27 protein-coding genes and 1 tRNA gene are annotated in these 25,378 nt (G+C 42.0%); 7 read left to right on the top strand and 21 right to left on the bottom strand.

Annotated features, from left to right (window positions below):
• Nucleotides 1–14: 14 nt before the first annotated feature.
• Nucleotides 15–866, bottom strand: a complete 852-nt coding sequence (locus tag VMW78_05175) for a hypothetical protein (protein HUV50395.1) — start codon at nucleotides 864–866, stop codon at nucleotides 15–17.
• A 442-nt stretch (nucleotides 867–1,308) separates the two neighbouring features.
• On the opposite strand from VMW78_05175, the gene hisS reads away from it, so the two are divergent.
• From hisS to uvrA, 6 genes are all read left to right on the top strand, one after another.
• Nucleotides 1,309–2,571, top strand: a complete 1,263-nt coding sequence (gene hisS, locus VMW78_05170; GenBank protein HUV50394.1) for a histidine--tRNA ligase — start codon at nucleotides 1,309–1,311, stop codon at nucleotides 2,569–2,571.
• A gap of 122 nt (nucleotides 2,572–2,693) precedes the next feature.
• Nucleotides 2,694–4,481 (top strand): aspartate--tRNA ligase, encoded by a 1,788-nt coding sequence (gene aspS / locus VMW78_05165; GenBank protein HUV50393.1) that lies wholly within the window; start codon nucleotides 2,694–2,696, stop codon nucleotides 4,479–4,481.
• Nucleotides 4,482–4,698: 217 nt separating this feature from the next.
• Nucleotides 4,699–4,774 (top strand) — tRNA-Asn (locus tag VMW78_05160).
• Between the two features lie 219 nt (nucleotides 4,775–4,993).
• Nucleotides 4,994–5,437: a DUF5661 family protein gene (locus tag VMW78_05155; protein HUV50392.1), complete on the top strand. Its 444-nt coding sequence runs from the start codon at nucleotides 4,994–4,996 to the stop codon at nucleotides 5,435–5,437.
• A gap of 162 nt (nucleotides 5,438–5,599) precedes the next feature.
• Nucleotides 5,600–6,628 (top strand): 4-hydroxythreonine-4-phosphate dehydrogenase PdxA, encoded by a 1,029-nt coding sequence (gene pdxA / locus VMW78_05150; GenBank protein ID HUV50391.1) that lies wholly within the window; start codon nucleotides 5,600–5,602, stop codon nucleotides 6,626–6,628.
• Complete coding sequence (gene uvrA / locus VMW78_05145) at nucleotides 6,625–9,465, top strand: excinuclease ABC subunit UvrA (protein ID HUV50390.1); 2,841 nt, start codon at nucleotides 6,625–6,627, stop codon at nucleotides 9,463–9,465. The genes pdxA and uvrA overlap by 4 nt, the downstream gene beginning before the upstream one ends.
• A 72-nt stretch (nucleotides 9,466–9,537) precedes the next feature.
• Here uvrA and atpE read toward each other — a convergent pair whose 3' ends face one another.
• The 19 genes from atpE to VMW78_05050 all read right to left on the bottom strand — a co-directional run bounded on the left by atpE (nucleotide 9,538) and on the right by VMW78_05050 (nucleotide 23,867).
• Entirely contained in the window at nucleotides 9,538–9,825 is a 288-nt protein-coding gene (gene atpE, locus VMW78_05140) for an ATP synthase F0 subunit C (GenBank protein HUV50389.1), read from the bottom strand.
• Between the two features lie 106 nt (nucleotides 9,826–9,931).
• Nucleotides 9,932–10,621 carry a F0F1 ATP synthase subunit A gene (gene atpB / locus VMW78_05135; protein HUV50388.1) on the bottom strand — a complete coding sequence of 230 codons (690 nt, stop codon included), beginning with the start codon at nucleotides 10,619–10,621 and terminating at the stop codon, nucleotides 9,932–9,934.
• A 1-nt stretch (nucleotide 10,622) separates the two neighbouring features.
• A complete protein-coding gene (locus VMW78_05130; protein HUV50387.1) occupies nucleotides 10,623–11,009 on the bottom strand; it encodes an ATP synthase subunit I in 387 nt (128 codons plus the stop codon).
• A 16-nt stretch (nucleotides 11,010–11,025) separates the two neighbouring features.
• The gene (locus tag VMW78_05125) at nucleotides 11,026–11,244 is read right to left on the bottom strand and encodes an AtpZ/AtpI family protein (GenBank protein HUV50386.1); all 219 of its coding nucleotides are present in this window, start codon (nucleotides 11,242–11,244) and stop codon (nucleotides 11,026–11,028) included.
• Between the two features lie 149 nt (nucleotides 11,245–11,393).
• The gene (locus tag VMW78_05120) at nucleotides 11,394–12,182 is read right to left on the bottom strand and encodes a dihydroorotate dehydrogenase electron transfer subunit (protein ID HUV50385.1); all 789 of its coding nucleotides are present in this window, start codon (nucleotides 12,180–12,182) and stop codon (nucleotides 11,394–11,396) included.
• Nucleotides 12,163–12,954 carry a peptidoglycan editing factor PgeF gene (gene pgeF / locus VMW78_05115; GenBank protein ID HUV50384.1) on the bottom strand — a complete coding sequence of 264 codons (792 nt, stop codon included), beginning with the start codon at nucleotides 12,952–12,954 and terminating at the stop codon, nucleotides 12,163–12,165. The genes VMW78_05120 and pgeF overlap by 20 nt, the downstream gene beginning before the upstream one ends.
• 8 nt (nucleotides 12,955–12,962) lie before the next feature.
• The gene (gene rfaE2, locus VMW78_05110; protein ID HUV50383.1) at nucleotides 12,963–13,442 is read right to left on the bottom strand and encodes a D-glycero-beta-D-manno-heptose 1-phosphate adenylyltransferase; all 480 of its coding nucleotides are present in this window, start codon (nucleotides 13,440–13,442) and stop codon (nucleotides 12,963–12,965) included.
• Complete coding sequence (locus tag VMW78_05105) at nucleotides 13,432–14,226, bottom strand: carbon-nitrogen family hydrolase (protein ID HUV50382.1); 795 nt, start codon at nucleotides 14,224–14,226, stop codon at nucleotides 13,432–13,434. The genes rfaE2 and VMW78_05105 overlap by 11 nt, the downstream gene beginning before the upstream one ends.
• A 7-nt stretch (nucleotides 14,227–14,233) precedes the next feature.
• Nucleotides 14,234–15,082 (bottom strand): ComF family protein, encoded by an 849-nt coding sequence (locus VMW78_05100; GenBank protein HUV50381.1) that lies wholly within the window; start codon nucleotides 15,080–15,082, stop codon nucleotides 14,234–14,236.
• The gene (gene icd / locus VMW78_05095) at nucleotides 15,072–16,301 is read right to left on the bottom strand and encodes an isocitrate dehydrogenase (NADP(+)) (GenBank protein ID HUV50380.1); all 1,230 of its coding nucleotides are present in this window, start codon (nucleotides 16,299–16,301) and stop codon (nucleotides 15,072–15,074) included. The genes VMW78_05100 and icd overlap by 11 nt, the downstream gene beginning before the upstream one ends.
• Nucleotides 16,302–16,519: 218 nt before the next feature.
• Nucleotides 16,520–17,290 carry a 23S rRNA (guanosine(2251)-2'-O)-methyltransferase RlmB gene (gene rlmB, locus VMW78_05090; protein HUV50379.1) on the bottom strand — a complete coding sequence of 257 codons (771 nt, stop codon included), beginning with the start codon at nucleotides 17,288–17,290 and terminating at the stop codon, nucleotides 16,520–16,522.
• A gap of 8 nt (nucleotides 17,291–17,298) precedes the next feature.
• The gene (gene gmk, locus VMW78_05085; GenBank protein HUV50378.1) at nucleotides 17,299–17,850 is read right to left on the bottom strand and encodes a guanylate kinase; all 552 of its coding nucleotides are present in this window, start codon (nucleotides 17,848–17,850) and stop codon (nucleotides 17,299–17,301) included.
• 6 nt (nucleotides 17,851–17,856) lie between these two features.
• Entirely contained in the window at nucleotides 17,857–18,111 is a 255-nt protein-coding gene (locus tag VMW78_05080) for a DUF370 domain-containing protein (protein HUV50377.1), read from the bottom strand.
• Between the two features lie 17 nt (nucleotides 18,112–18,128).
• On the bottom strand, nucleotides 18,129–19,010 hold the full coding sequence (locus VMW78_05075; GenBank protein HUV50376.1) for a YicC/YloC family endoribonuclease: 882 nt from the start codon (nucleotides 19,008–19,010) through the stop codon (nucleotides 18,129–18,131).
• 13 nt (nucleotides 19,011–19,023) lie between these two features.
• Nucleotides 19,024–19,542: a DUF4416 family protein gene (locus VMW78_05070; protein ID HUV50375.1), complete on the bottom strand. Its 519-nt coding sequence runs from the start codon at nucleotides 19,540–19,542 to the stop codon at nucleotides 19,024–19,026.
• Nucleotides 19,543–19,553: 11 nt separating this feature from the next.
• Nucleotides 19,554–19,727 carry a Trm112 family protein gene (locus tag VMW78_05065; protein HUV50374.1) on the bottom strand — a complete coding sequence of 58 codons (174 nt, stop codon included), beginning with the start codon at nucleotides 19,725–19,727 and terminating at the stop codon, nucleotides 19,554–19,556.
• Between the two features lie 257 nt (nucleotides 19,728–19,984).
• Nucleotides 19,985–21,583 carry a hypothetical protein gene (locus tag VMW78_05060; GenBank protein ID HUV50373.1) on the bottom strand — a complete coding sequence of 533 codons (1,599 nt, stop codon included), beginning with the start codon at nucleotides 21,581–21,583 and terminating at the stop codon, nucleotides 19,985–19,987.
• A gap of 83 nt (nucleotides 21,584–21,666) precedes the next feature.
• Complete coding sequence (locus tag VMW78_05055; GenBank protein ID HUV50372.1) at nucleotides 21,667–22,401, bottom strand: ABC transporter ATP-binding protein; 735 nt, start codon at nucleotides 22,399–22,401, stop codon at nucleotides 21,667–21,669.
• Entirely contained in the window at nucleotides 22,398–23,867 is a 1,470-nt protein-coding gene (locus VMW78_05050; protein ID HUV50371.1) for a transglutaminase-like domain-containing protein, read from the bottom strand. Before VMW78_05050 ends, VMW78_05055 begins: the two co-directional genes overlap by 4 nt.
• Nucleotides 23,868–24,164: 297 nt before the next feature.
• Here VMW78_05050 and VMW78_05045 point away from each other — a divergent pair, with 297 nt between their 5' ends.
• The gene (locus VMW78_05045; protein ID HUV50370.1) at nucleotides 24,165–24,587 is read left to right on the top strand and encodes a hotdog fold thioesterase; all 423 of its coding nucleotides are present in this window, start codon (nucleotides 24,165–24,167) and stop codon (nucleotides 24,585–24,587) included.
• Between the two features lie 604 nt (nucleotides 24,588–25,191).
• On the opposite strand, the gene VMW78_05040 is transcribed toward VMW78_05045, so the two are convergent.
• Nucleotides 25,192–25,378 (bottom strand): hypothetical protein (locus VMW78_05040; protein HUV50369.1); only part of this gene is annotated, 187 nt, incomplete at its 5' end.

The following is a 25,378-nucleotide window of genomic DNA, read 5'->3' as shown; positions in this document are numbered from 1 at the left end:
CTTGCGGCAAAAAACTAAGATTTTAAGTTATATTGTTTACCATAAACCGCGAAAATGATTGTGTCTATTATTACTATGTTATGCATTGCATCCTCTTTGCTGATGTGCGGGATTCTTACTCCACGGGATATCAATGTCTCCATGTTGTTTTTATTCAGCAGCTCCTCAAACCCCGATGCTTTTTGAAGGTTTTGAAAATATAATTCCTTTTTATCTAAAAGGGACTGCAATATATTTTTGTCATCTTTAATTTCGTCAAAAAAGTCCAGCATGAAATCCAGACATTTGAAAAAATAATTGTCTTCAACTTTTAATTTTTGAAAAAAAGAGCGCAGAAACATAATTTTATTTTCAGTAAATTCAAACCTGGCGTTTCTCAACCTCACCTTAACAGAGGTTCTAAATTTATCGGAGACAAATTCGTCTATTGCTTTAATAAGCCTTTTATCCGGTTTTCTTGAAATATTAAGACGGGAAAGGAATTGCATTGCAGACGATTTTGGGAGAAAAAGCTTTAATGAGTCTTTGCTCTCAGGGAAACGTATTGTTGTTAATAATTTTTTATCTAAAATATAACTTAATACTTTTTCTTCATCCTCCTTTTTAAAATCTTCGCTTTCAAGAAATTCTTCAAGTTTAATTTGCATTGACTCATCAGGAAAAAATAACAGCTCAATCAGGGAATCCCTTTCGCAGTTGTGTTCGTCATTGATAATTTCTTCAAGTTCATTTATAGAAGGACTTAAAAAAGTGGAATCAATATAGTGAATAATGTCATCACTTAAGACAAAATCATGCTTAAAAATCTGCTCGATCTTCTCGGCAAATAACAAATATTTTCTATCATCAGGTTTATTTTTTTGCATTCCGTATACTTTTTTAATCCACAGATTGAGACCTTTGAAAAACCATCGTTATCTGTTATTTCGACCGTAGGGAGAAATCTTAATGAACTTGAATCATTAGGATTTCTCGTCGTTGACACTCATCGAAATGACAAAATTCAAAGGTCTCAGATTACACAGATTTTTCTCTTGAATATACAAATTAATTTATAATATCAACAAGTACCTCTCGGCCTGAGCAAATCCGCTGTCAGTCGTGCGGCCAATAGAGGCCAAAAACTGATCGCCGATCAATTTTTGTTCCTGAAAGACTAAAAACGCGCAATTTCAACCCCCCTTTCTAACGACCCCAATATTCATATCTTTTTTAGGCGGTGGATTTTGGCAAAACATTGGTATTGACTAAGCAACGATTGCTGGGATAGGCTAAAATATTAAACTATAAAGGGATCGGCGCTGAAACATGATGCAGTTAATTAGAGGTTTTAAAGACATTCTGCCGGGAGAGGTCGAACTTTGGCAGCATATAGAAAAGACGGCACGTTCACTTTTAGAGAGCTTTGGCTTTAAGGAGATACGCGTTCCGATTTTGGAACATGCCGAGCTTTTTGCAAGAAGTATCGGAGAGGATACAGATATTGTGGAAAAGGAGATGTATACCTTTCCAGATAGAAACGGGGATCTTATTACTCTCAGGCCGGAAGCGACCGCATCTGTTGTGCGCTCTTATATCCAGCACAAACTGTATGCAAAAGATCCGGTCCAAAAATTTTATACCATTGGCCCGATGTTTCGGAGGGAAAGACCTCAAAAAGGAAGGTACAGGCAGTTTTACCAGATTAATGCCGAGGTATTCGGGATTGATTCACCCCTCATTGATGCCCAGCTCATCTTCATTCTTGCGGTATTCTTTAAAAGGCTGTCGGCTACCGAAGTTAAAGCACATATAAATTCACTAGGCTGCCCAATATGCCGCCCTGAGTTCAAAGAGGCTCTTTCCGTGTTTTTGTCTGCGGTAAAAGAAGAACTTTGTTCGGATTGCAGAAGAAGGAGAAAACGGAACCCTTTAAGGGTGCTTGATTGCAAGGTTCCTTCATGTTGTTCGGCTATGGCTGATGCGCCTTCCATACTCGACCATCTATGCCCTGAATGCAGCAGACATTTCGAGGCTGTAAAGAATGCCCTTGAAAAATTTAAGGTTTTATTTGAAGTTGACAAGCGCCTGGTAAGAGGGCTTGACTATTATACCAGAACAACCTTTGAGATAAAGACAGGGTTGTTAGGGGCGCAAAATGCCGTTGCCGGAGGCGGCAGGTATGATAGCCTTGTCAAGACTCTTGGCGGGCCTGATCAGCCTGCAGTAGGTTTTGCAATAGGCCTGGACAGGTTTGTTGAAGTAACCGATCTTAAAGCAAAAGATTTTGCGCAAAATCCGGACATATTTATAGCAGCCCTGGGTGAAAAGAGCATGTCAATGGCCTTTGACTGGGCCTGCGCTTTTGGTCTTGAAGGGATAATCGCAGAGCTTGACTTTACCGGTAAAAGCTTAAAAAGCCAGATGAAACGGGCGGACAGGCTTGGCGCAAAACATGTGCTGATTATCGGGGAAAAAGAGCTTGAAGAAAAAGCGGTTATTTTACGGGATATGACTACCAAAGAGCAATTATCAGTTCCTCTGGATGATTTGATTAAAACTGTTAAAGATAAAATTAATTTGCAATATTGATGAACCCGTAAGAAAACAAAAAGTAACAACATCTAATCAAATAAATTATTTTTTCGCTCAATTAGGGTTAAAGACAACTTTTGCGCCTTTGCGTGAGATATTTACTGAAAGGAGTTAAGTAATTGACGGATTTACTTGGAGAAATGAGAAGCACCCATAACTGCGGCGAACTTAATGCCAAACACATCGGCAAAGAGGTTGTGCTTATGGGATGGGTGCAGCGCAGGAGAGATCATGGAGGGGTTATTTTTGTAGATTTGCGGGACAGAGAAGGCCTTACTCAGGTTGTCTTTAATCCTGCAACGGATAAAGATGTTCATGAAAAGGCTCATGCTATCAGGGGTGAATATGTCATTGGTGTGCGTGGAGTTGTTGATCCAAGACCTGAAGGCATGGTCAATACGGGTTTACGGACCGGCGAAGTTGAAATTACGGTTGCTGAGCTGAAAATATTAAATACAGCCCAAACACCTCCGTTTTTAATTGAGGAAAAGATTGATGTTTCGGAAAGTATCCGTCTGAAATACCGTCATATCGACCTGCGACGTCCTCAGTTGCAAAAAAATATTATTTTAAGGCACAAGGCTTCCGCCTCGGTGCGCCGGTATTTGAATGCCAATGGTTTTCTTGAGATTGAAACCCCTTTTTTAACGCGCAGCACACCGGAAGGGGCAAGGGATTATCTTGTCCCCAGCAGGGTAAATCCCGGGCAGTTTTATGCCCTGCCTCAATCACCTCAGATATTTAAGCAGCTTTTGATGATATCAGGGTTTGACCGTTATTATCAGGTTGTCCGGTGCTTCAGGGATGAGGATCTCAGGGCCGACCGTCAGCCTGAATTCACACAGATAGATTTCGAAATGTCCTTTGTGGGTGAAGATGATATTATGGGCATCTCTGAGGGTATGATAAAAAATCTTTTTCAAGATGTTCTTGATATGGAAATTGAAATTCCATTCCCCCGTATTAGATATGCAGATGCGATTTCCCGTTTTGGTCTTGATAAACCGGATACCAGGTTTAACCTTGAGCTGAAAGATGTCTCAGATATTGTAAAAGATTCAGAATTTAAAACCTTTTCAAGCGTTGTGGAAAAAGGGGGAATAGTTAAGGCTTTGAATGCAAAGGGTTGCGTTGATTTTTCACGAAAGGAGATCGACGATCTTACTGAACTCGTCGCCATTTACAGGGCTAAGGGACTGGCCTGGATAAAGATCAGAGAAGATAAGTGGCAGTCTCCGATAGCAAAATTTTTTACCGACAAAGAAAAAGAAAAGCTGGCTCAGCGTCTGGCGATTGAGCCGGGAGATCTGGTCTTTTTTATTGCTGATAACCCTAAGATAACAAATGAAGCCCTTGGACAGCTAAGAAACCAGCTTGGGAAGAGGCTTGGCCTGGTAAATGAAAAGGAATTCAGGTTTATGTGGGTTACACACTTCCCTCTGCTGGAATATGATGAAACAGAAAAAAGGTATCAGTCTCTGCACCATCCATTTACAGCCCCATTTGAAGAAGATTTTGAATCGCTGAGCACAAACCCTCTTGCTGTTAAATCACGCGCCTACGATCTTGTTCTAAACGGTTCTGAGATCGGAGGGGGAAGCCTCCGTATCCATCAAAGGGATATGCAGGAAAAGGTATTTGAAGCCCTGAATATGGATCGAAAAACCTATGAGGAAAAATTCGGATTTTTGCTTTCAGCTCTCGATTCCGGCGCGCCGCCACATGGAGGCATTGCTTTTGGTTTTGACAGGCTGGTCATGATTTTATGCGGGCAACCCTCTATCCGGGATGTTATAGCATTTCCAAAGACGCAAAAAGCAGCATGCCTTTTAACAAATGCGCCTTCCGAAGCCGGCAAAGGCCAGCTTGATGAGCTGTCATTAAAGGTAAAAAAGATTTTATTCTGATATGAATTGGCAGCAATCCTAATTACAGCCGGTTGTTCATCACGAAGCACACGAAGAGCGCTTAGAATTGTTGTGTATTTAAGATTTTTCTTGACTTTAATTTGACTCTTTATTACTTAAAATCTGTTAAGACCGCAGTAGCTCTGCTAAAGCGGGATTTCGCTGCCGCTCAATTGGCAGAGGGCATTAACTACTTGTAACATTTAGCATAAACTAATCCCCAGTAGCTCAGTTGGCAGAGCGAGTGGCTGTTAACCACTAAGTCCGCGGTTCGAGTCCGTGCTGGGGAGCCAAAAAAATCAAGCCCAGTCAAATTCTGACCGGGCTTTTTTATTTTAAGATGTAGGTTAGCCTCAATCCCAGCTTCCTTTTAATATCGCCCGCACCCCATAATAACCTGTCATTATCTTATAATTGACAAAGAAGATTCTATACAACATACGATTATCATTGCTAAATAAAGAGTTTCTGCTTATGATAAAAAAGCGTTAACAAAATTGAAGGAGGAAATCATGAAATTGCCGGAGTATGTAAGTGTTGATGAAGTAAAACGAGTCTGCAGTGAAATCGGCTTGCGTGACTGGTCCGAAATCAGTGATCCAACTGTTTCAGGAGAAGAAGCATCCACGATCCTCAATATTGTGAATACCCAGGGAATGAATATTCCCCTTGAGGCTTTCCGAAAAGGTTTAGAGGTTGAGCTTGAACATGGAACAAGATTTGAGGATGCAAATGTAACGAACAACCACCCAGTCCTGACAGGCAAGATCGTTATCGCTCATCTCAAAGAGACTATGGACTATTATGAAAGAATTGATGTTGCTGAAATGGAGGGAGATTTATTGAAGGCGGTTTTGTCGAAAAATTTGGAAAAAATTGAATCAAAATACAAAATGCTCATAGAGGCCCAAAAATCACTTAATCAATCGGTTGCCGACCAATTGAAGACCCGCTAAAAGATCGCTTTTTCACCCTTAAATATCCCATCAATTAAAGCCAATATTACGACTTAAGAAATAGTGGATATTGTTCGAGAAGGAAGGTAGAACAATTCACCTTTACAATTAATCTTTGTTTGATATATTCTTATTAATTTTAAACTCTTCAAGCTTATTCCTATGAAAGATTATCGACCAATTATCGGCATTACAATGGGCGATCCTGTCGGCATCGGCCCTGAGATTATCGTGACAGCACTTTGCGAGCCCGCTGTTTATAAAGCGTGCAGGCCGCTTGTGATCGGAGATGCTCAGAGGCTGGAGGCGGCAAAAAAATGCGCTAAAACCGGTCTTAATATCAAGACAATAGATACACCTGATTCCGGCCAATATAAATGCGGCTCTATCGATCTTTTATCTGTTTTTCAATGTGATCCTGAAAACACATGTTGGGGTAAGCCCACGGCGCAGACAGGCAAGGCAATGGTAGGCTATATAATAAGAGCAATTGATCTGGCAACCTGCGGCAGTATAGCGGCTATTGTTACCTGCCCGATAAACAAGATGGCCATGCGGATTGCAGGTTATGCTTACAACGGACATACCGAGCTTCTTGCTGAGCGCACTAAGACCGATGATTTTGCCATGATGCTTGCAGGTGATAAACTTCGCGTGATACTTGTGACCATCCATGTTCCCTTAAAGGATGTTCCCTCAATTCTTTCCAGGGAAAAAATAGTGCGAACAATATCAATCGCCCGTGATGCGTTATATGAACGTTTTGGACTTGAAAACCCGCGCATTGCTGTTGCCGGGCTGAATCCACATGCCGGGGAAGGGGGCATGTTCGGAGATGAAGAGGAAAATATTATTATTCCGGCCGTCAATTGCGCAAGAAAGCAAGGGATTGATGTTTCAGGGCCTTTTCCGCCTGATACAATATTTTATCATGCCGCAAAAGGTTATTACGATGCCGTAGTATGCATGTATCATGATCAGGGGCTGATCCCTTTTAAGATGATACATTTTACCGATGGTGTTAATACGACGCTTGGCCTCCCTGTAATAAGAACCTCTGTTGACCATGGGACGGCTTACGATATTGCCGGAACCGGCAAGGCGGATCACGGCAGTCTTATCGCCGCAATAAATATGGCAATACACCAAGCCGTTATTTCGCAAAAAAGAAGTAGTCAGAATATTTTATGAACCATGAAAAAATAATTATCCGTGGCGCAAGACAGCATAACTTGAAGAATATTGATGTTGAATTGCCTCGCAACAGGTTGGTGGTTGTAACCGGTCTGTCAGGATCGGGTAAGTCAACACTTGCTTTTGATACACTTTATGCTGAAGGACAGCGAAGATATGTTGAATCACTTTCCACATATGCGCGCCAGTTCTTAGAGCGTCTGGAAAAGCCGGATGTTGATTTGATAGAAGGCCTGTCACCGGCCATTGCTATTGAGCAGAAAACAGCCGGCCATAATCCCCGATCAACCGTTGGAACGGTTACGGAAATATATGATTATCTCCGCCTCCTTTTTGCCAGGGCCGGCACCCCCCATTGTTATAAATGCGGACAGCCCATTACCTCCCAGGCACTGGATCAGATCGTGGACAGGGTTATGTCTCTGGACCAGGGAACCAGGATTATTATTTTATCCCCCATAATATCCGGCCGGAAAGGAACGCATGAAAAGCTTTTAAAGCAACTTAAAAAGGAAGGTTTCGCAAGGGTACGCATTGACGGTGAGACCATGGAGATCGAAGATGCGGGAGGGCTGGATAAAAACAAAAAGCATGACATAGATGTGATCGTGGACAGGCTGGTTGTAAAGGATAATATGAGAAACAGGCTGGCTGATTCTTTAGAGCTGGCCATGTCACAATCAGATGGTCTTGTGACAATTGATGTATCAGGCTTAAAGCCAGGCATTGTCAGCAAACCGATTTTATTCAGCGAAAAGGCGGCATGTGTCAACTGTCAAATAAGCTATCCTGAGTTTACACCAGCCGGTTTTTCTTTTAATTCTCCTCAGGGGGCCTGCCCAAAATGCAATGGTCTTGGCTCAACTACTGAATTCGATCCTGACCTTGTAATTCCAAACCATGAACTTTCTTTAAGAGAAGGGGCTGTTTCACTGTGGGCCAACAGGAATAGCGTGCATTTTGCCGAATTCTTAGATGCTTTAACCATGCACTATGGGGTTGACATATATACGCCCTACAAGGATCTTCCTCAGAGCTTTAAAGATATTCTTCTTTATGGATCAGGGGATGAACATATAAGATTCTATTTTGAACAGAATAATCGTCGCATTGTCTACCATAAAACCTTTGAAGGAATTATGCCAAAATTAGAACGCCGTTATATGGAGACGGATTCATTTCAGTCCAGAGAAGATATCAGGCGTTATATGAATTTCCGTTCCTGCCCTGAATGCATGGGATCTAAGCTGAATAAAGCAAGCAGCTCTGTTAAGGTGGGCGGGCTTACAATTTCTGAAGTCACGGCCCTTTCAGTGTCAAAGGCAAATACTTTTTTTAAAGAATTAAAACTAATCGGCAAGAAAGAGATAATTGCAGGAAGGATTCTAAAAGAGATAATTGAACGGCTTGGTTTTCTTGAAAATGTCGGGCTTTCCTATCTTACCCTTGACAGGTCCGCTTTTACGCTTTCCGGTGGAGAGAGTCAGAGAATACGACTGGCAACACAGATCGGGTCAAAGTTGACCGGTGTTCTTTATGTTCTTGATGAACCGAGCATAGGCCTGCACCAGAGAGACAATCAACGCCTTTTGGAAACCCTTTTGCAGATGCGTGATCTTGGTAATACGGTGCTTGTTGTAGAACATGATGAAGAGACCATACTTTCCGCCGATTATGTTGTCGATATGGGGCCGGGCGCAGGGGTTAAAGGGGGTAAAGTAGTCTTTGCCGGATCGCCAGAAGCGCTTTTAAAGGATAAAAATTCCTTGACCGGCCAATACCTTTCAGGGCGAAAGCGTATTGAAATTCCGTGTGTGCGGCGTTCCGGGCAGAAAAGGCAACTTATCATAAAGGGCGCATCAGAGAACAATCTCAAAAATATTGATGTAGAGTTTCCTCTTGGATGTTTTATATGTGTAACAGGGGTATCAGGTTCAGGCAAATCAACGCTGGTGCTGGAGACCTTATACAGGGCCCTGTCTCAGCGGCTGTATTGTGCAAGAATATCCGCAGGCAGACATGTTAGCATGGCGGGTCTGGAATATATTGACAAGGTGATTAATATTGACCAGTCTCCAATAGGGAGAACCCCTCGCTCAAATCCCGGAACATATACAGGTATTTTTACTTATATAAGGGAGCTTTTTGCCAGAACCGCCGAGGCTCGTATAAGGGGTTACAAGTCGGGTCGCTTTAGCTTTAATGTTAAGGGGGGCAGATGCGAAGCCTGCAATGGTGACGGAATCATAAGGATAGAGATGCATTTTTTGCCGGACGTTTATGTGGCATGTGATGTTTGTCATGGGAAAAGATATAACAGGGAGACACTTGAAATCAGGTATAAGGGGAAAAATATTGCAGATGTACTTGATATGACCGTGAATCAGTCTTTAGAATTTTTTAAAAATATCGGCAAGATCAGGTTAAAGCTAAAGACTCTGGTGGATGTAGGTATTGGATATGTTTGTATAGGCCAGTCGGCTACAACTCTGTCAGGCGGCGAAGCACAGCGAATCAAGCTGTCGCGGGAGCTTAGCAAAAGAGGCACAGGAAGGACCGTCTATATTCTTGATGAACCAACTACAGGACTCCATGTTGATGATATAAAAAAGCTTCTTATTGTATTAAACAGACTCGTGGAATCCGGGAATACCGTGATTGTGATAGAGCATAACCTGGATGTAATAAAGACCGCCGATCATATTATCGATTTAGGTCCTGAAGGTGGGGATGAAGGCGGACACATTGTAGGATGCGGTACTCCTGAACAGATCGCAGATATTAACGGGTCATATACCGGACAATTTTTAAAGAAGGTTCTGCGGCCAAATTGATCAAAATAAAACAGGGTTATTGCTTTTTAAACGCAACAACCCTGTTTTTGTTAATTTGTTTGTCTATGTTTTTTAGTGACCAGCGCCAAACAGTGCGGCAATCGCACCTGCTTGTGGATGGGCATAAATAAGGATCAGTGAGACAACCAGCGCATAAATACACAGTGACTCAATCATAGCAAGACCGATCAGCATTGTAACCGTTACCTTGCCTGATGACTCGGGATTTCTTGCAATACCTTCAACAGCGGCTTTTAAACCAAGACCCTGTGCGATACCGCAACCAAAAGCTGCGATCGCAATCCCGAAACCAGCAGCGTATACGCTTGCGATAAAAAATTGTAATGCACCTGCTTCCATAAAACGTTACCTCCTTTTTTAAGATTTTTATTTTGCTTCTTCCATTTTCCCATAAAAATAAAAAGCAAATAAATTATTCTAATTATTAAATTCTGTTATAATTATATTAATGAGCATGTTCCATTGCGCCGGAAAAGTACATAATTGAAAGCAAAAAGAAAACAAATGCCTGAACCAAGGCAACGAAGATGCCAAGAGCCATTATCGGCAGTGGAGCAAAGAAAAGGCCTGCCAGGGTAAAAAGAATGCCCAGAACCAGTTCGTGCCCCATCATATTACCGAAAAGACGGAAAGAAAGCGACAGGATACGAGCCACATGGCCAATGACTTCAATTGGAAATATAATTGGTATCATCCACCATACAGGCCCTAAAAAATGTTTTATATATTTTATGCCATGAAACTTGACCCCTAAGATATGGGTTAAAGCAACCACTGTGATCGCACAGGAAGCGGTTGTATTCAGACTCGCAGTTGGCGGGAAAAAACCTGGTATCAGCCCTAACAGATTTCCTGTAAGAATATAAAGAAATATCGTTGCAGCTATGGGGAAGAGGAATCGGCCTTGTTCTCCGGTGACGCTCAACATAAATTCTTCCATACCTGATATGATAATTTCAAACAGGTTTTGCATTTTTGAAGGAACCATTTTTATGTTTTTGGCTGCGATGGCGCCAAAGACTATAAGTAGAATCATGACGACCCAGGAGTATATAACATGAACATTGGCGCTTGCAAAATGTCCCAGGCCTATTAACTCAAAAAGCTTGACAAAAAATAAGTAGGGATGTTCCACTTTAAATTGCCTCCTTGAAAATAATTTTTTTAAATTCATACATGGTTGCAAGGGTTATGCTGACAACCACAACTGAAAGACCGATAAAAAGACCGATTGGATCAACATAGTTCTTTGATATAAGAACAAATATTATTAAAGCGCTAAGAATGAATCGTATATAATATTTGGATAGAACCACCCTGAAAGAAGCAAGATGAGGCGGGGTAAGCGCTTTTTTAAGTGTACGGTATAATAAATGAAAGTTTATTGTAACAATCAGGCCGCCAGATATAATGCCCATGGCAAAATGGAGCGACGAAACAATAATCCCGACTATGCTTGCAACGGAAAGCAGGATCCAGTTTGTCTTGATGACGAATTTTAGAATTCGTTGTTGAATTTTCACAATTAATATTTCACAATTAATATTTTCTGGTCTTTTTTATTGCAAAACCGATATTCCTATATCCTGCAGCGATTCCCAACCCAAGAAAAATAAATGTACACCACGGTGTTGTATCAAAGCGTTTGTCAAGATACACCCCGACACCAAGCCCGATAAAAATTGAGAGTGCAACCGACAGGCCAAGGCTGCCATAATATGCTAAATCCCTTATAGAGCGTTTAGTTTCACTTTTCATATGGAGAGAAAGCGTAATCTGTGGCGACCTTAAGCCAGGTTGATATTTTATATTAATAAAAAATTTTTAACACAATATCACGATCAAGTCAATGTAAAAATAACGATTTATAAATGAACTTTTATAATCAGGCTGCAAGAACTAAATTACTAAATCTTAAGAGCAGCCGCATCAAAAACAGGCCCATCCACACAGGCGTGCAGGTATTTGTTTAAACCTTTAACAGCACAACCAAGACAGGCTCCTATACCGCAGGCCATTATGGTTTCCATGGAGACCTGACACGGAACGTCATATCTTTTTGCAATTCGTGCAACAGAGCCGAGCATCGCAACAGGGCCGCATGCACAGATGAAATCCGGCGGGTTTTCTTTTATACCTGTTTCAAGCAGGTCGGTAACAAGACCTTTTTCCCCTAAGCTTCCATCGTCGGTGGCGATACTTATAGTTATGTCAAGTTTTGAAAAGTCATATATGCACAGTATGTCATGTTTTGATCTTCCTCCAATAAACAGTCTGCATGTTGAAGGATCGGCTATTTTTGCCTGCAGTGATGAGGCCAGAAAAAACAGTGGGGCAACACCGATTCCACCGGATACAATAAATATCCGTTGATACTTATCCGGAATTATAAAACCTCTGCCAAGCGGGCCAAGAATATCAAGATAATCTCCTCTCCTGCATTTTGAGAGCTTTTCAGTGCATCCTCCCACAACTTTGAAAAGCAGTTCAATGCCTTGTATGAGCCCATTTGCGATAATAAGCCTGTGTATGGAAAAAGGGCGTGGAAGAATCGAGGTTTTCTGCTCTGGAAGGTGAACCATTATGAACTGGCCGGGTTTTGCCTTTGCATAACCATTATGGCAGGTTAAGCCGATTCTAAAATAAGAGGGGCCTGCCTTTTTGTTAAATAAAACTTTAGCTTTTTCCTGAATCATATATTAAACCTATAACCGCTGCCATCCTTCCTGTAGTTCCTTGTCCGCGAAAGGAAAAAAACAGATTTGTATTACACTTTGTGCATATTTGACTTAAACAGATATTTTTAATTAAAACCCCTGCATCGCAGAGCTGGTCAAGGCTTAATGACCAGAAATCAAAATGATGCGACCTGTCTTTGTATTTCCACAACCTGTCTGGAATTTCTGTCTTATAATTGATAAATTCAGCGCAACATGGGCCTAGAGAAGGGGATATGCCTGCAATAATATGAGATGCATTGCAGCCAAAAATATCGGCCATTATTTTTATTGTTTTGCCTATGATATTATTTACGCTTCCGCGCCATCCGCAATGCACATTTGCGACCACGCGCCGGAAGGGATCATACATGAGCACGGCCTGGCAGTCAGCTACCTGAACCAGGAGAAATTTCTCAGGAGTATCTGCAACCATGGCGTCTCCGACACCTGGTTTGCCAAAAGCCTCGTCCACGGGCGGCGAATTGTTTTTTGAAAGTATCAATACATTTGTTTCATGTACCTGGTTTGCAAAGACAAGCTCGTTTCCTTTAATGCATTTTGAAATAACGCGTCTGTTTTCCTTGACATCGCTGTAATTATCACCAACTGAAAGGCTTACATTCAGGCTTTGATAAGGGTTTTTGCTATGCCCGCAATTTTTTGTGAATATTCCATGCCTGATATCTGAAAATTTAGCAAGGTTGGGAAACTGAAAAAATAAAACCCCCTTTTTTTCCTTTAGAATCATAATACAAATCAACAATACATCTTGATAATCTTTTCAATTATCATGGATGTTGAAATATCGGGGACAACGGCAACCCTTACCACCTTGCCGCCGTCAGCTTTTACAAAATCGGCTCCTATTATTTTATCTTCGGCCCAGTCCTCTCCCTTTACAAGGGTGTCCGGTTTTATTGCCTGAATCAGCCTTAAAGGGTCGGGCTCATCAAAAAAAACAATATAATCAACGCACCACAGGCCGGCAAGAACCTCCGCTCTTTGATCCTGTGGCATGATCGGTCTGTTTTCCCCTTTGATTGATTTTATTGATTTATCGGAATTTATGCCCACTACCAGGATTTCCCCTTCGGACCTTGCTGCTTCGAGATAACGCACATGACCGGCGTGCATGATATCAAAGCATCCGTTTGTAAAAACAACCTGTTTGCCTGACCTGCGAAGAGGGGCTATTCTATTGATAAGCTCTTTTACACCCGCAATTTTAGAAATCATATGTATCAGGCATCCTTTCATTCAGGCAGGGAATTTTACGCCTGAATTCAGATAGTTGTGCAAGGTCTATTTCAGAGCTTATAATACATTCCCTGTCTTCGGCCCTGGCGAGAACTTCTCCAGACGGAGAAACCAGCATGGAACCGCCTCCGTATTTGATGCTGTTTTCCATCCCGCACCTGTTTGCCGCCACCATAAATATCTGGTTTTCAATAGCCCTTGCCCGCAGGAGAATATCCCAGTGGGTGATGCGTTCTAAAGGCCATTGCGCCGATGTCAGGACCAGCAGTGCTCCTGAAAGGGTAAGTGTGCGGCAAAGTTCAGGGAATCTGAGATCATAGCATATCATCAGGCCGACAGGGCCTACCGAAGTTTCACAAACCACGGCTCTGTTGCCCGCGCAAAAATATTTATCCTCTTGTGCATGAGAAAAAAGATGAATTTTCCTGTAGGTATTGATAAGGCCTCTGTCCCCATCGATAAGATACATTGTGTTGAAAATATCGTTGCCGGAAGGTTCGGGCAGAGAGCCTGCTATGATCATATTGTGTCTGGATGCTATCAGGGTAAGCTCATCGATAATATTATCTGTTTTTTCAGAATGTTCACCCATGCGTTTGTTATCAAAACCGCATGACCACATTTCAGGAAGAAGAGCGATCTTTGCATTTCGGGCTTTGAGTTGATCTATCCCTTTGAGCGCCGAGGATAGATTTGACTCAATATCTCCCGGTCTGACATTAAATTGCACAATACCTGCCTTGAAAGGTTGTCTGTTTTTCATTTTTTTTTCACACGGCCCTGGCCAGGGTAAGCACATCAACATATTCGGCCTTGCCACGCAAAAGAGCCTTTGCGCATTCATTGACGGTTGCCCCTGTGGTATAAACATCATCTATAAGGAGTATCTTTTTATTTTTAATTATAGCCTTATCGTTGACACTGAAGGCATTTTTAATGTTTGTCATCCGTTTCTTGCGATCCAGACCGGTTTGCGGATCAGTCCACCTGTTTCTTATAAGAACATTTGTATCAATACTGATGTCAGGCAGCCTGACATTTAAATTTTCCGCAATCTGCTTCCAGTCTCTTACCAGAAGATACGCCTGATTAAAACCCCGTTTTCTGAAGCGTTTAATATGAAGAGGGACAGGCACAATAATATCAATACTGTTTATACCCCAGAGGCTGATAAAAGCGGAAAAGAGAAGCATCCCAAGGGGCCTTGCAAGCTGGATCTTTCCCTTATATTTCAGGCAATGGATTACAGCCATAAATTCTTTGTCATATATGCCGGGAGAGCGGGATATCCTGAATTTTTTCGGAGAGGTCAAGCATTCGCCGCAAACATGATCCTCCCCTTCGCGGCTTTTAAACATAATCCCGCATACAGAACAGATCGGTGGCTTAACAGGAACAAAGCCTTTTATACAGGTTGGGCATAAAAATCCCGTCATCAGGCTTTGAAATAAAAGCCTGTTCGGGCAGTTAAAAGAGGCCCTGTCTTGAAAATCCAGGGAAAGACTTTTTTGCTGCCTGCTTTTTAAAAAGGCTCTGCAAACAAGGCACCTTGTCGGAAAAACAGCCTCTTGCAGAGCCGCTATGATTGTTCCGAGGATATGTATCGCTTTATTGCCCACCAATTTTTTTAATGATTCCTTCGGCAAACTCAGAGCATTTTACCTGTTTTGCGCCTTGTATTTGCCGTGCCAGGTCGTATGTTACCGTGCCATCGGCTATGGTTGACTTAAGAGCGTTTCTAATCAGGGTTGCAGACTCATTCCATCTCATGTAGTCGAGCATCATTGCTCCCGAGAGGATCAAGGAGCTTGGGTTTACTTTGTCCTGGCCAGCATACTTTGGGGCTGTGCCGTGGGTTGCTTCAAAAACCGCACAAAAATCCCCTATGTTTGCGCCGGGCGCTATGCCCAGGCCGCCGACCTGTGCTGCAAGCGCGTCTGAAAGATAGTCGCCGTTCAGGTTTGGAGTGGCGATTACATGATATTCTTCAGGCCTGAGAAGCACCTGCTGAAAAAGCATGTCGGCAATCCGGTCTTTTATGACAACCTTATCTTTTGGGATGATGCCGTTATATTTATCAAAGAGCTCATTTTCAGTTATGGTTTTATCTCCGAACATATCCCCGGCAACTTCATATCCCCATTTGTTGAAAGCCCCTTCCGTATACTTCATGATGTTTCCCTTGTGCATGAGAGTCACTGTCGGAAGCCTGTTTTCAATTGCATATGAGATGGCTTTTGACACCAGCCGCTTGGTGTTTTTTTCACTTATAGGTTTTATTCCTATCCCCGCATCATCAGGAATGGAAACATTCATACTGTTCTTAAGAAAGGATATTACGCTCTTTGCCCCCTTGCTTCCTGCTTCCCATTCAATTCCGGCATATACATCCTCTGTATTTTCCCGAAAAATGACCATGTCGACCTTTTCAGGATTCTTCATGGGGCTTGGAACATGATCAATGTACTTTACGGGCCTGACGCACGCATAAAGGTCCAGTTCCTGTCTTATAGTGACATTTAAGCTTCTTATTCCTTTTCCTACAGGGGTGGTTAAGGGCCCTTTTATGGCAATTACGTATTTTTTTATTGTATCAAGGGTTTCGGATGGGAGCCATTCGCCTGTTTCCCGGTATCCCTTTTCTCCGGCATAAACCTCGAGCCAGGATATTTTTTTATTACCGCTGTATGCGGCATGCACTGCAGCGTCCATTACCATTTTTGCCGCGTGCCATATATCGCCGCCTATCCCGTCCCCCTCAATAAAAGGGATAATCGGGCAATCCGGAACAAGTAAGGTTTGATTGCTATTTATTATTATCCTGCTGTTTTTTTCCATAATTATACATATCCTTTTATCTATTTTTGTAATTATTCGGCTACAGATTCACACAAATGAACACAGACAGGCTTGATGAATTCATATATAGACTCCAGCTTTCGCGGAAGTGACGTACAAAATAACTTTTTACGAGACCATCACTTTTAACCACAAAGAAATCACATAACATTAGGAATTATATTATAATCCATGCCTGCCGCAGGCAAGTTGGTGTCTTAGTGCCTTTGTGGCTGAACTATTACCTGTTTTTTAAATTCCCTCTGTCTGAAGGCTTCGTACATTACGACCGCCCCTGCCGCGGACGCGTTAAGAGAATTAATTTCCCCTTTTTGTGGAATAGAAATCAAAAAATCGCAATGTTTTTTTACAAGAGAGCGAATTCCTTTTTCTTCCCCGCCGATAACAATAGCTAAAGGGCAGGAAAAATCAAAAGAGAAAATCGATTTTTGTGCGCTTTTATCCATTCCTGCAATCCACACACCCCTTTTTTTTAAATCCTTTATTGCATTAACCATATTTGTGACAAGGGCGAGGCGGATATGCTCGAGAGCTCCTGCGGAAACGCTGGATACAGCCGGAGTCGGCAAGGCTGATCGATCCTTTGGAATTAGTATGCCATCTATGCCCACGCAAAGGGCGCTTCTAATAAGGGCGCCAAGGTTGCGGGGATCTACAATGGAATCAAGCAGCAGCAAAAATGGATTTTTATCGGGTTTGATGTTATCGTAAATATCGGTTGGCTCTGCAAGAGGATATAGGCTTACCTTGGCTCCAATTCCCTGGTGCCGGTCGGTGCCTGTGATGGATGAAAGCTCAAAAGCTTTTAACTTTTTCAGGGGTATGTTTAAAGATTCGGCAATTGTTGCTGTCTTTTCAGCACGATTTGAGCCCTTATTCTGCGCTAAATAAACCTCAAAAAATTTTCTTCTGCCTGCCTTTAGAGCTTCAGATACCGGATGGATTCCGTAAAGTATTTCAGTTTTCATGTTGCGGCTTAGCAATAGCTTTCTATGATTTCGATTAGCTCGGAAACAGCCCTTGACAGCTGATCGTTAATAATAACATGGCGATAAAGATCCTTTTTTTCAATTTCTTTTTTTGCAGCTTCAAGACGTTTTTCAATAACCTGCCTGGTGTCGGTGCCTCTTGATTCCAGACGGGTTTTCAGCGCTTCCAATGAAGGAGGCATGATGAAAATTGTAATACTGTCAGGATATCGCTTTTTGATCTGTATGGTTCCCTGAACATCTATATCAAGGAGTATACTCTTTCCTGATGATAAACAGGTATCCAGAAATTCTGCCGAGGTGCCGTAAAAATTGCCGTAAACCTCTGCCCATTCCGCCCATTTGTTGTTTTCAATTTTCCTTTTAAATTCCTCTTTTGTTATAAAATAATAGTCAATTCCATCTTGCTCTCCGTTGCGGGGCTTTCTTGTTGTGCAGGATATAGAAAAGGTTATGTCCTTAAACCGTTTTAGCGCTTCCCGGCAAAGGGTTGTTTTGCCGGCTCCTGACGGCGCTGAAATAATAAAAAGCTTTCTCATAACAACCTATTTCGATTCCTTAAGGCTGGCATATCGTTGAGCCATTGTTTCCGCCTGAATAGCTGAAAGTATAATGTGGTTGCTGTCCATGACAATAATAGAACGGGTTTTGCGGCCATGTGTCACATCAACAAGATGTTTGTTGTCCCTTGCTTCATCTTTAAGCCGCTTCATTGGTGCTGAATTGGGGGCGACAATGGCTACAATCCGTTCAGCAGCCACAGAATTCCCGAATCCTATATTAAGTAAAATTTTTTCCATATTAACCTCTTATTTTTTTATTCCACATTTTGCAACTGTTCCCGTATTTTTTCAAGCTCTGCCTTGATGTCGACAATCATGTATGCCGCATCCGCGCTTCCTGTCTTGGATCCCATTGTATTGAATTCCCGGTTAAATTCCTGGAGTAAAAAAATGAGTTTTCTACCCGAGGATTCGTTTGAATCCATGATGGATCGAAACTGATTTATATGGCTGGCAACCCTTGCGATTTCCTCGGAAATATCGCTTCTGTCGGCTAAAAAGGCCGCTTCCTGTGCTATCCTTCCTGTATCCAGCTCCACCAGACCTTTTGTTAAAGCCTGTATGCGTTCCCTGAGGCGATCCTTGTACAGGGGTAAAAGCTCATCTGATTTTTTGGCTATTTGCCCGGCGGTTTTTTCTATATAATCAAGGCGGCCTGCAATATCTCCGGCGATAAAGTCCCCTTCCTTTTGTCGCATTAAACAAAGTTCATCAAGCGCGTTGCTTGTGCAATCCTTTACAACAGCCCAGCAACCTTCAATATCGCTTGTATTTTCAAGCGGTTTTATAATGCCGGCGACATTCGCCATAATATCAAGCGGGATTTCCGTATCAATATTTAATCTGTTTTTCAATTGAATAAGGGCGTTATAATACGCATCCGCCTTTGGTTCATTGACCCCAAAGGCTTCCGCTGCTTCAGAAACATCAATGATCTGTGCCCTAATCTCAATGCGTCCCCTCTCCAGGCTGTCTGAAACAAGGCGCTTAATCCTGTCTTCAAGACACATATATTTCTGCGGGATATGCAAGGCAATATCAAGGAATTTACTGTTATAAGACCGGATGTCGATTACAGCGGTCAGCTTATCTTGTGTGTTTTCAGCTCTTGCAAAGGCGGTCATGCTTTTTATCATTATTTATTATTCCTTACAAGTCTCTTAGATATTTGTTGCGTATTAAATTAAGGTGGTTAAGCATTATTTTATCGGAATAGTCAGGATATGTCCAGGCAAGCTTTTGAAACAAGCCTTTTGTATAAATCAGTGTCAAGTCCGCATAAATTCCCTTGCCGATATAGATTCTGTGGGAGTAGTTTTTTCCTGTGGCAAGAACAAACTTTGATTTAATCATATAGCCGGGATCAAGGTTGACCATGCGTTTGCCCTTTTTTGAGTATTTATGCTCAATATTGTTTGTTGCAAGTTTTATCTTGGCCAGAGCGCTTTGTTTTATTAGGTTTTTAAATGCAAAAATCCGCCGGAACAGGGGAGACCCCATTTCAGTCTCGTAATATTTGGTATAGTCAAACGGTAACCATGAGCTTACCATATCAACGGGGCCTAATTTATCGGAAAGGTCTTTTGCCACATCAACAACAATATCCTTTTCCTTTAAAAAAAGGCTGACAACAAGTTTCGCAGATTCAGGGGGTTGAGGTATGCTCATTTTGTTTAGGTTTAAGTTTCTATGGGTTTGGCTTCATCGATAAGCATAATCGGAATATCATCTTTTATTTCATATAAAAGCCGACAGCTATCACATATAAGCCCGTCTTTGGTTTTGTTTAGATATATGTCCCCCTTGCACTTGGGACAGGCCAGAATATCAAGAAGCTCCTGACTGACAGCCATAATTTCCTCCGTTTATTTTACAATATTTGTTGTGAGTTGCCGCGAAGATAATCTCAGCGAATATTTACCACAGAGTTCACAGAGAACACAGAGAAAAAATATTTTATAGACAGCATCTATTATATTCATAACAAATAACAGCAGGGGTTGCAAAAGTAAATTTGTTATATTTCCATTAAAATTTAGCCAATTATATCGTAATTATCTGAAACCAATAGAAAAACATCTTATATCGGCCGATACGGCGTCTCTTGATTTCAATTCAACCCAGTTAAAAAACTTAATCTCTTCTCTCCAAACCTCATCGGCAAAACTATTGCCAGTATGCTTAGTACAAAAGCCGTAGAAAAAGATCCGATCACCCAAATCCACTGAAAACAAGACAGGCTGTGTCCCTGTAAACCCGCCATAAAAATCATGTAGACCGGCCCTGCTTCAAGAATAGTCACGACTCCGATGTAGATAGCCGAAATGGTCATGAAAACGAGCCCGCCAAAGCTGGTGACAGACTGGGCTGGATTTTCAGAGGCAAAATCAGGATAGGCGGCCCCCAGACCGATTCCCATTGCAACTACTCCTGGTGTCAGAAAAAAGATTGTAATTGCGGAAAGGTACATCATGAAAGGAAAGACGTCCAAAAGCAGGTTGGTTACTACAATCAGAATTTCGGAAAGGATTAAAAACGGAAAAAGATAGATAAAAAACTTGATCCACAAAAAAGTACTGATGGAAATGGGACTTGACCGGACAATCCAGAAGGAGCTTCCCTCCATGCTGACCGAAGGAAAGCTGAAACGTGCTGTCAACGCTGTAAGAACAAAGGCTGCCAGGGCCATGTTTAAAAAGGAGAACAGATTTTGCAGATAGGCTGTTTTGATAGGAGATTTGTCCAGCGGAAGGACTGAAAAATTATAAACATAAATAATGATAAGCGCAAGTATGAGAAAAATTTGTGACCACTGGGTCTGGTCTCTCCAAAAAGTCTTTACCTCTTTTACGACAAAGGCTCGCGTCGGACCTGACAAAAAAGAAAATAACCGGTCAAGCCCCTTGCTTTGGGTCTGAAAAAGCCTGGACATTGATGCACAAGTTTTGGAAAACCCTTTGAAATAGACAGCTCTGGCTACCAGGAGATTTACGAAAATCAGGAATGCAGCGCAGCTCAACGACAGGGCTACATGAAAGAGAGCGTTTTTTATATCTCCTGAAAGAGCAGCCTTCAAACTGTCAAAGGCCCAGGTGCTTGGAAGCAAAGGAGATGAAGGAGCGCTTAAATCCTGTATATAGACAAGAAGCGATGAAAAGGTTTCAGGATTTACCAGGCGTTCCGGTCTCAAAAGGCGAAAGGTTATATAGAGGGTTATTAAAACAGCAAGGCCCAAGAATACGAAAATGCTTCTTATCCGACTCGGGGGAAGGACAAAAACAGCCGGCAAAATAACAAGAGAGCTTAAAGCAGAAGCTATAATGCAAAGAAGAGCAAGAACAAGAACCATATCTACATAGAAAAAAAGACCTGCATGATATACTATGCCATAGGCAACAAAAACAGGTACAGCGTAGACTATAACCATCCATGAACTATCCATGGTGCTTTCGATCCACCGGGCAAAAAAAATCTTCTCAACGCGAACAGGCATGGAATGAACCAGGGCTAAATCTTTACTTAAATATAACTTAGATAATGATGTAAGTATAGAACTGAAAATCAAAAGAGAAAAAAATGTAAGCAAAGCCATGGAAAGGAGTTTGTAGGCAAGAATATCGCCAATATCCTCAATCTGCTGGAAATAGATTAGAATCCGATATGATACGGCAAAGATACCTGCCCAGAAAATCAGACCGATTCCGGCAATCAGAAAAAACCCGGCATTTATCTTTTTTAAGAAACCAACGTTTTTGAAAGACCAAAAACGGGGTTTTAAGAGAGTAACTACCTTCAGTTTTGAGCCTCCACCTCTGTTAACCGGAAAAAAACTTCTTCCAGATCCGCTTCTCCCACATGTGCCGCATGTTTCAAATCAGCGATGGTTCCTGTGGCAATCAAAGCCCCCTTGTTGATAATGCCGATACGGCTGCACACGTCTTCGGCCAATCGCAGTGTGTGGGTAGACATGAAAATAGTAGTTCCTTTTTCAGCAAGGCTGCAAAAAAGATTTCTGACCATTTTGGCGCCTCTTGGATCAAGTCCCACCATTGGTTCATCCACGATGATCAAAGGTGGATCATGCAAAAGAACCGATGACATGACGAGACGCTGCTTCATGCCGTGAGAATAGGATTCGATCAATTCATGAGCATGGTCGAAAATGGAAAACATATTCAACAGGCTTTCCGTTTTTTCCAAAAAAGATTCCTGCTCAATATTGTAAAGATCTGCTGTAAACCTCAAAAACTCCATGCCTGTAAGCTTCTCATACAAAAACGGCCTGTCCGGTATCAGTCCTATTTTCTTTTTGGCCTTTTCCGGCTGAGCTGCCATATCTATTCCATCTATGATTACAGAACCTTCTGTTGGCTCCAGCAGACCAGCCATCATCTGTATGGTAGTGGTTTTCCCTGCGCCGTTTGGGCCGATAAATCCGAATATCTCTCCTGAAGACACAGAAAGATTCAACCGAGTTACGGCTTTTAACTTTCCATATTGTTTTGACAGGTTATTTAATTGGATCATCTTGACTGCTCCAAAATTTCAAGTTTTACCTTTCCTATCACTCCAATTAAATCGATCTGGCGGTCTGGCTCTCCGCGTACGAGACGGATATGGGTTACATCCGCGGGGATCTGACCCATGAGGGAATCAACGGTAATCCACTTGCCAAGATAAAGAACATTCCAGGCATGATAGTAAAAGCGTCCCCTTGCATATACGAGTCCGGCTTCTATCTGAGCAGGAATACCGGCAGCTCTGGCCATGGCCGCCAGAAGAACAGCATGTTCGTTACAGTCTCCCATACGGTTTTCCAGCGTCTCCAGAGCATTGGGAACCGACAAAACAGGACGCTTTTCAATATTTTCATAAATCCAGGCAATAAGTTTTCGGGCTTTGGCCAATGGAAGATCATCTTTAGATATGATTTCAGATACTTTTTTTCGTACTTTTGGATGGTCGGACTGGATAAATGGAGTGGGCTCTTGCAAGCGGCTCTTTATTAAACTTTCTTTATCACCCACATGAATATCTGACGGCTTTGGAATATCCTCTTTACGGATAGTCAATATTCCATTTTCAAAAGTCTGTCTTCCACCGTCTAAAAAGAGGTTCTCTTTGATGCCGGTTATTTCCAAACAAAGCATTATAAGTTCATCTGCCCGGTCTATAGGCACATTGGAGGCAACAGAAGCCATTTCCGTAAGATCCTGGCTTGGAACTACTGGCAGATCGGTTAACGCCTCATTTCTGGAAACCTTTTTTAGTTTTATTCCCATAAAACCCTCTTCCTGGACAACGCTTCCATCTTCTCCTATCCAGGCTGTATGGGAAGCTCCCATAAAATCGATAGAAACTCTCTTTGTATTTTGTCTGCGCCCCATGATGTTCAGTGTTTCGCGGCCCACCATGGTGACACAAACGGACCACTGTCCCATGATGGTCGGATCAAACACAAGAAATGTTTCGGTCTTATCGGGTTCCAGGCCTGAAATCCATGCTGCTTCCATAACCACGTCGGTTAGATATAGTTTTTTGCCTATTGGAATTTCCGACCTTTGTTCGCCAATAAAAACAGTAAGCACTTCACCTTCGACCTTCCCGCGGCACTTAAAATGAAAGATGTTGGACCTTAAATCAAAAGCAAATGAGGCCAATGTAAGATCAGAATGGAGTTTTCCCTTAGTCTGGATATAAATATCTTCTACCGTGCCAATAGTATTGATCCGCATGTAAACAGATTCCGACAGGAAATACCCATTTTTTTCCGGCTTAAAGGAGCGGTAAGCATATCCTATCTTCCTGTCTTGATGGAAGATATTCATCCATCTTTCATTTTCAGATATTTTTACGGTATCCAAAGCAGAAGGGATATAATGAGTCTCTTTCTGAAAAAAATCTAAGCGGATACTTAAAAGAAACATAAAAAGTAAACCGCAAAGTATAGCTGCAATCAGGCCAGGTTTTAGTCTCTTTATGCGAATTTTCATTATAATATTTTTATAGCATAAAAATTCAGATAGATAAAGTTCCCAAAAACTTGTCTGCACGCTTTCGGAATGTTTTTTTAGTTTACAAGTCTATATCGGGAACTTCGCTTAGGAAACGCTTTGCTGAATATTCTTTACGTTTTTTCTGATTTCTGCCATATTTTTTTGTTTTAAGGCAACGAGACCTTTTGGATCGGACAAGAAAGGAGATTGCTGCATTGCTTTGCTCTTTGCAATGACTTCAAAGTTAATCTTTCAAAGGTCTCAATATGGTTTCACTTACTGTTGGAGGAATTAATGAACGACACTATCCGTCGGCAAGCTATCAATAAATACATTCAGAAAGATCCGTTTGCCGCATATTTGGGAGCGAAAATTGAAATTATAGAGCCCGGTCACAGCCGGGTTTCACTTACTGTAACCGAGGAGATGACAAATTTTCACGGTACCACTCATGGCGGTGTGATTTTTGCGTTAGGTGACGTGGCATTTGCAGCCGCGAGCAATTCTCACGGGCTTATGGCGGTCGCCTTAAATGTCAGCATCAGCTTTTTGAAGGCCACCAAAGCAGGAGACAAGCTGGTTGCAGAGGCAAATGAAAAACATGCAGGAGCAAGGATGGCTTTGTATGACATAACTGTGCGCGATGAGCAAACAGGGGAATTAGTGGCTAAAAGTCAGGATTTGGCATATCGAAAGAATGAGCAGTTTGTAAAATAAAGAAGCACTTATTGCACAGCCAACTTAATTATATTCTTAATTTCCCAGCTTTTTATATCACCCGATATTTCAATAAACACAGGATGATCCTCAATTATTTCAATTTTACTTACCACATTGTAAGTATTAATATTTCGTTGTTTTAATTTGTTTAATAAATGTTGATGAATTCGTAAAAAGTTGAAAAACATGTCATTGCGAACGAAGCGAAGCAATCTCGTATAAGTTAAGTGCCTATATTTATTAAATTGCTTCGTCGTTGCACTCCTCGCAATGACTTAGGGAATGACTTTTTACGAGACCATCAATGTTGAAACTCATATTTTAGCTGAGGGTGGTTTTTATAGCCTTTGGTTTTTCTTGACGATCAAGCTTACTTGACGACAAAAGCAGAATGTAGCGTGGCGGAACGCCCCCGGCCCATAATATGATGTAAGGCACCGAGTGCATCAAGTCTGGCTGTCTTGATATACAAAAAGCCTATCCCCTTTATACTATGTTGCCAAACCGTTTTGGAACCAACCCCTTTTATGTCCAATACTAATGGATTACGACGGCGAGATCAAGGAATATACGTGCCCCGCCGCACGCGAGGTGCAATCCCTTACGAATCTTTAAGGGGTTTTTGCTTCCCCGTCTGCAGGGGTATTCCGTTGAAGCCCTCCCAGAGTCCCAAGAGAAAGTGAGAAACATTAGCGCCCAGCGACCGAGTGCGGTATCCTCCCTCCTGGACGATGATCGTGGGCAGGCGCAGGGACCCGATGCTGCGGCCGTTTTCGTAAAAATCCTTT

Source organism: Anaerolineae bacterium, from assembly GCA_035529315.1.
In the GTDB taxonomy this organism is placed as follows: Bacteria; Desulfobacterota; Desulfobacteria; order Desulfobacterales; family ETH-SRB1; genus Desulfaltia.
Note: the sequence above shows the minus strand (reverse complement) of the source record. Positions and strands in the feature narration are given on the sequence as shown.

Coding starts and splice junctions, on each gene's coding strand:
- VMW78_05125 (HUV50386.1), bottom strand. CDS start 11,244: ATGAAAAGTGAAACTAAACGCTCTATAAGGGATTTAGCATATTATGGC.
- VMW78_05045 (HUV50370.1), top strand. CDS start 24,165: ATGAACGACACTATCCGTCGGCAAGCTATCAATAAATACATTCAGAAA.
- VMW78_05050 (HUV50371.1), bottom strand. CDS start 23,867: ATGAAAATTCGCATAAAGAGACTAAAACCTGGCCTGATTGCAGCTATA.
- VMW78_05075 (HUV50376.1), bottom strand. CDS start 19,010: ATGATAAAAAGCATGACCGCCTTTGCAAGAGCTGAAAACACACAAGAT.
- VMW78_05105 (HUV50382.1), bottom strand. CDS start 14,226: ATGAAAAACAGACAACCTTTCAAGGCAGGTATTGTGCAATTTAATGTC.
- pgeF (HUV50384.1), bottom strand. CDS start 12,954: ATGATTCTAAAGGAAAAAAAGGGGGTTTTATTTTTTCAGTTTCCCAAC.
- VMW78_05065 (HUV50374.1), bottom strand. CDS start 19,727: ATGGCTGTCAGTCAGGAGCTTCTTGATATTCTGGCCTGTCCCAAGTGC.
- VMW78_05055 (HUV50372.1), bottom strand. CDS start 22,401: ATGATCCAATTAAATAACCTGTCAAAACAATATGGAAAGTTAAAAGCC.
- uvrA (HUV50390.1), top strand. CDS start 6,625: ATGAACCATGAAAAAATAATTATCCGTGGCGCAAGACAGCATAACTTG.
- VMW78_05155 (HUV50392.1), top strand. CDS start 4,994: ATGAAATTGCCGGAGTATGTAAGTGTTGATGAAGTAAAACGAGTCTGC.
- atpE (HUV50389.1), bottom strand. CDS start 9,825: ATGGAAGCAGGTGCATTACAATTTTTTATCGCAAGCGTATACGCTGCT.
- gmk (HUV50378.1), bottom strand. CDS start 17,850: ATGAGAAAGCTTTTTATTATTTCAGCGCCGTCAGGAGCCGGCAAAACA.
- rfaE2 (HUV50383.1), bottom strand. CDS start 13,442: ATGATTTCTAAAATTGCGGGTGTAAAAGAGCTTATCAATAGAATAGCC.
- rlmB (HUV50379.1), bottom strand. CDS start 17,290: ATGAAAACTGAAATACTTTACGGAATCCATCCGGTATCTGAAGCTCTA.
- VMW78_05120 (HUV50385.1), bottom strand. CDS start 12,182: ATGATTCAGGAAAAAGCTAAAGTTTTATTTAACAAAAAGGCAGGCCCC.
- hisS (HUV50394.1), top strand. CDS start 1,309: ATGATGCAGTTAATTAGAGGTTTTAAAGACATTCTGCCGGGAGAGGTC.
- icd (HUV50380.1), bottom strand. CDS start 16,301: ATGGAAAAAAACAGCAGGATAATAATAAATAGCAATCAAACCTTACTT.
- pdxA (HUV50391.1), top strand. CDS start 5,600: ATGAAAGATTATCGACCAATTATCGGCATTACAATGGGCGATCCTGTC.
- VMW78_05070 (HUV50375.1), bottom strand. CDS start 19,542: ATGAGCATACCTCAACCCCCTGAATCTGCGAAACTTGTTGTCAGCCTT.
- VMW78_05080 (HUV50377.1), bottom strand. CDS start 18,111: ATGGAAAAAATTTTACTTAATATAGGATTCGGGAATTCTGTGGCTGCT.
- VMW78_05175 (HUV50395.1), bottom strand. CDS start 866: ATGCAAAAAAATAAACCTGATGATAGAAAATATTTGTTATTTGCCGAG.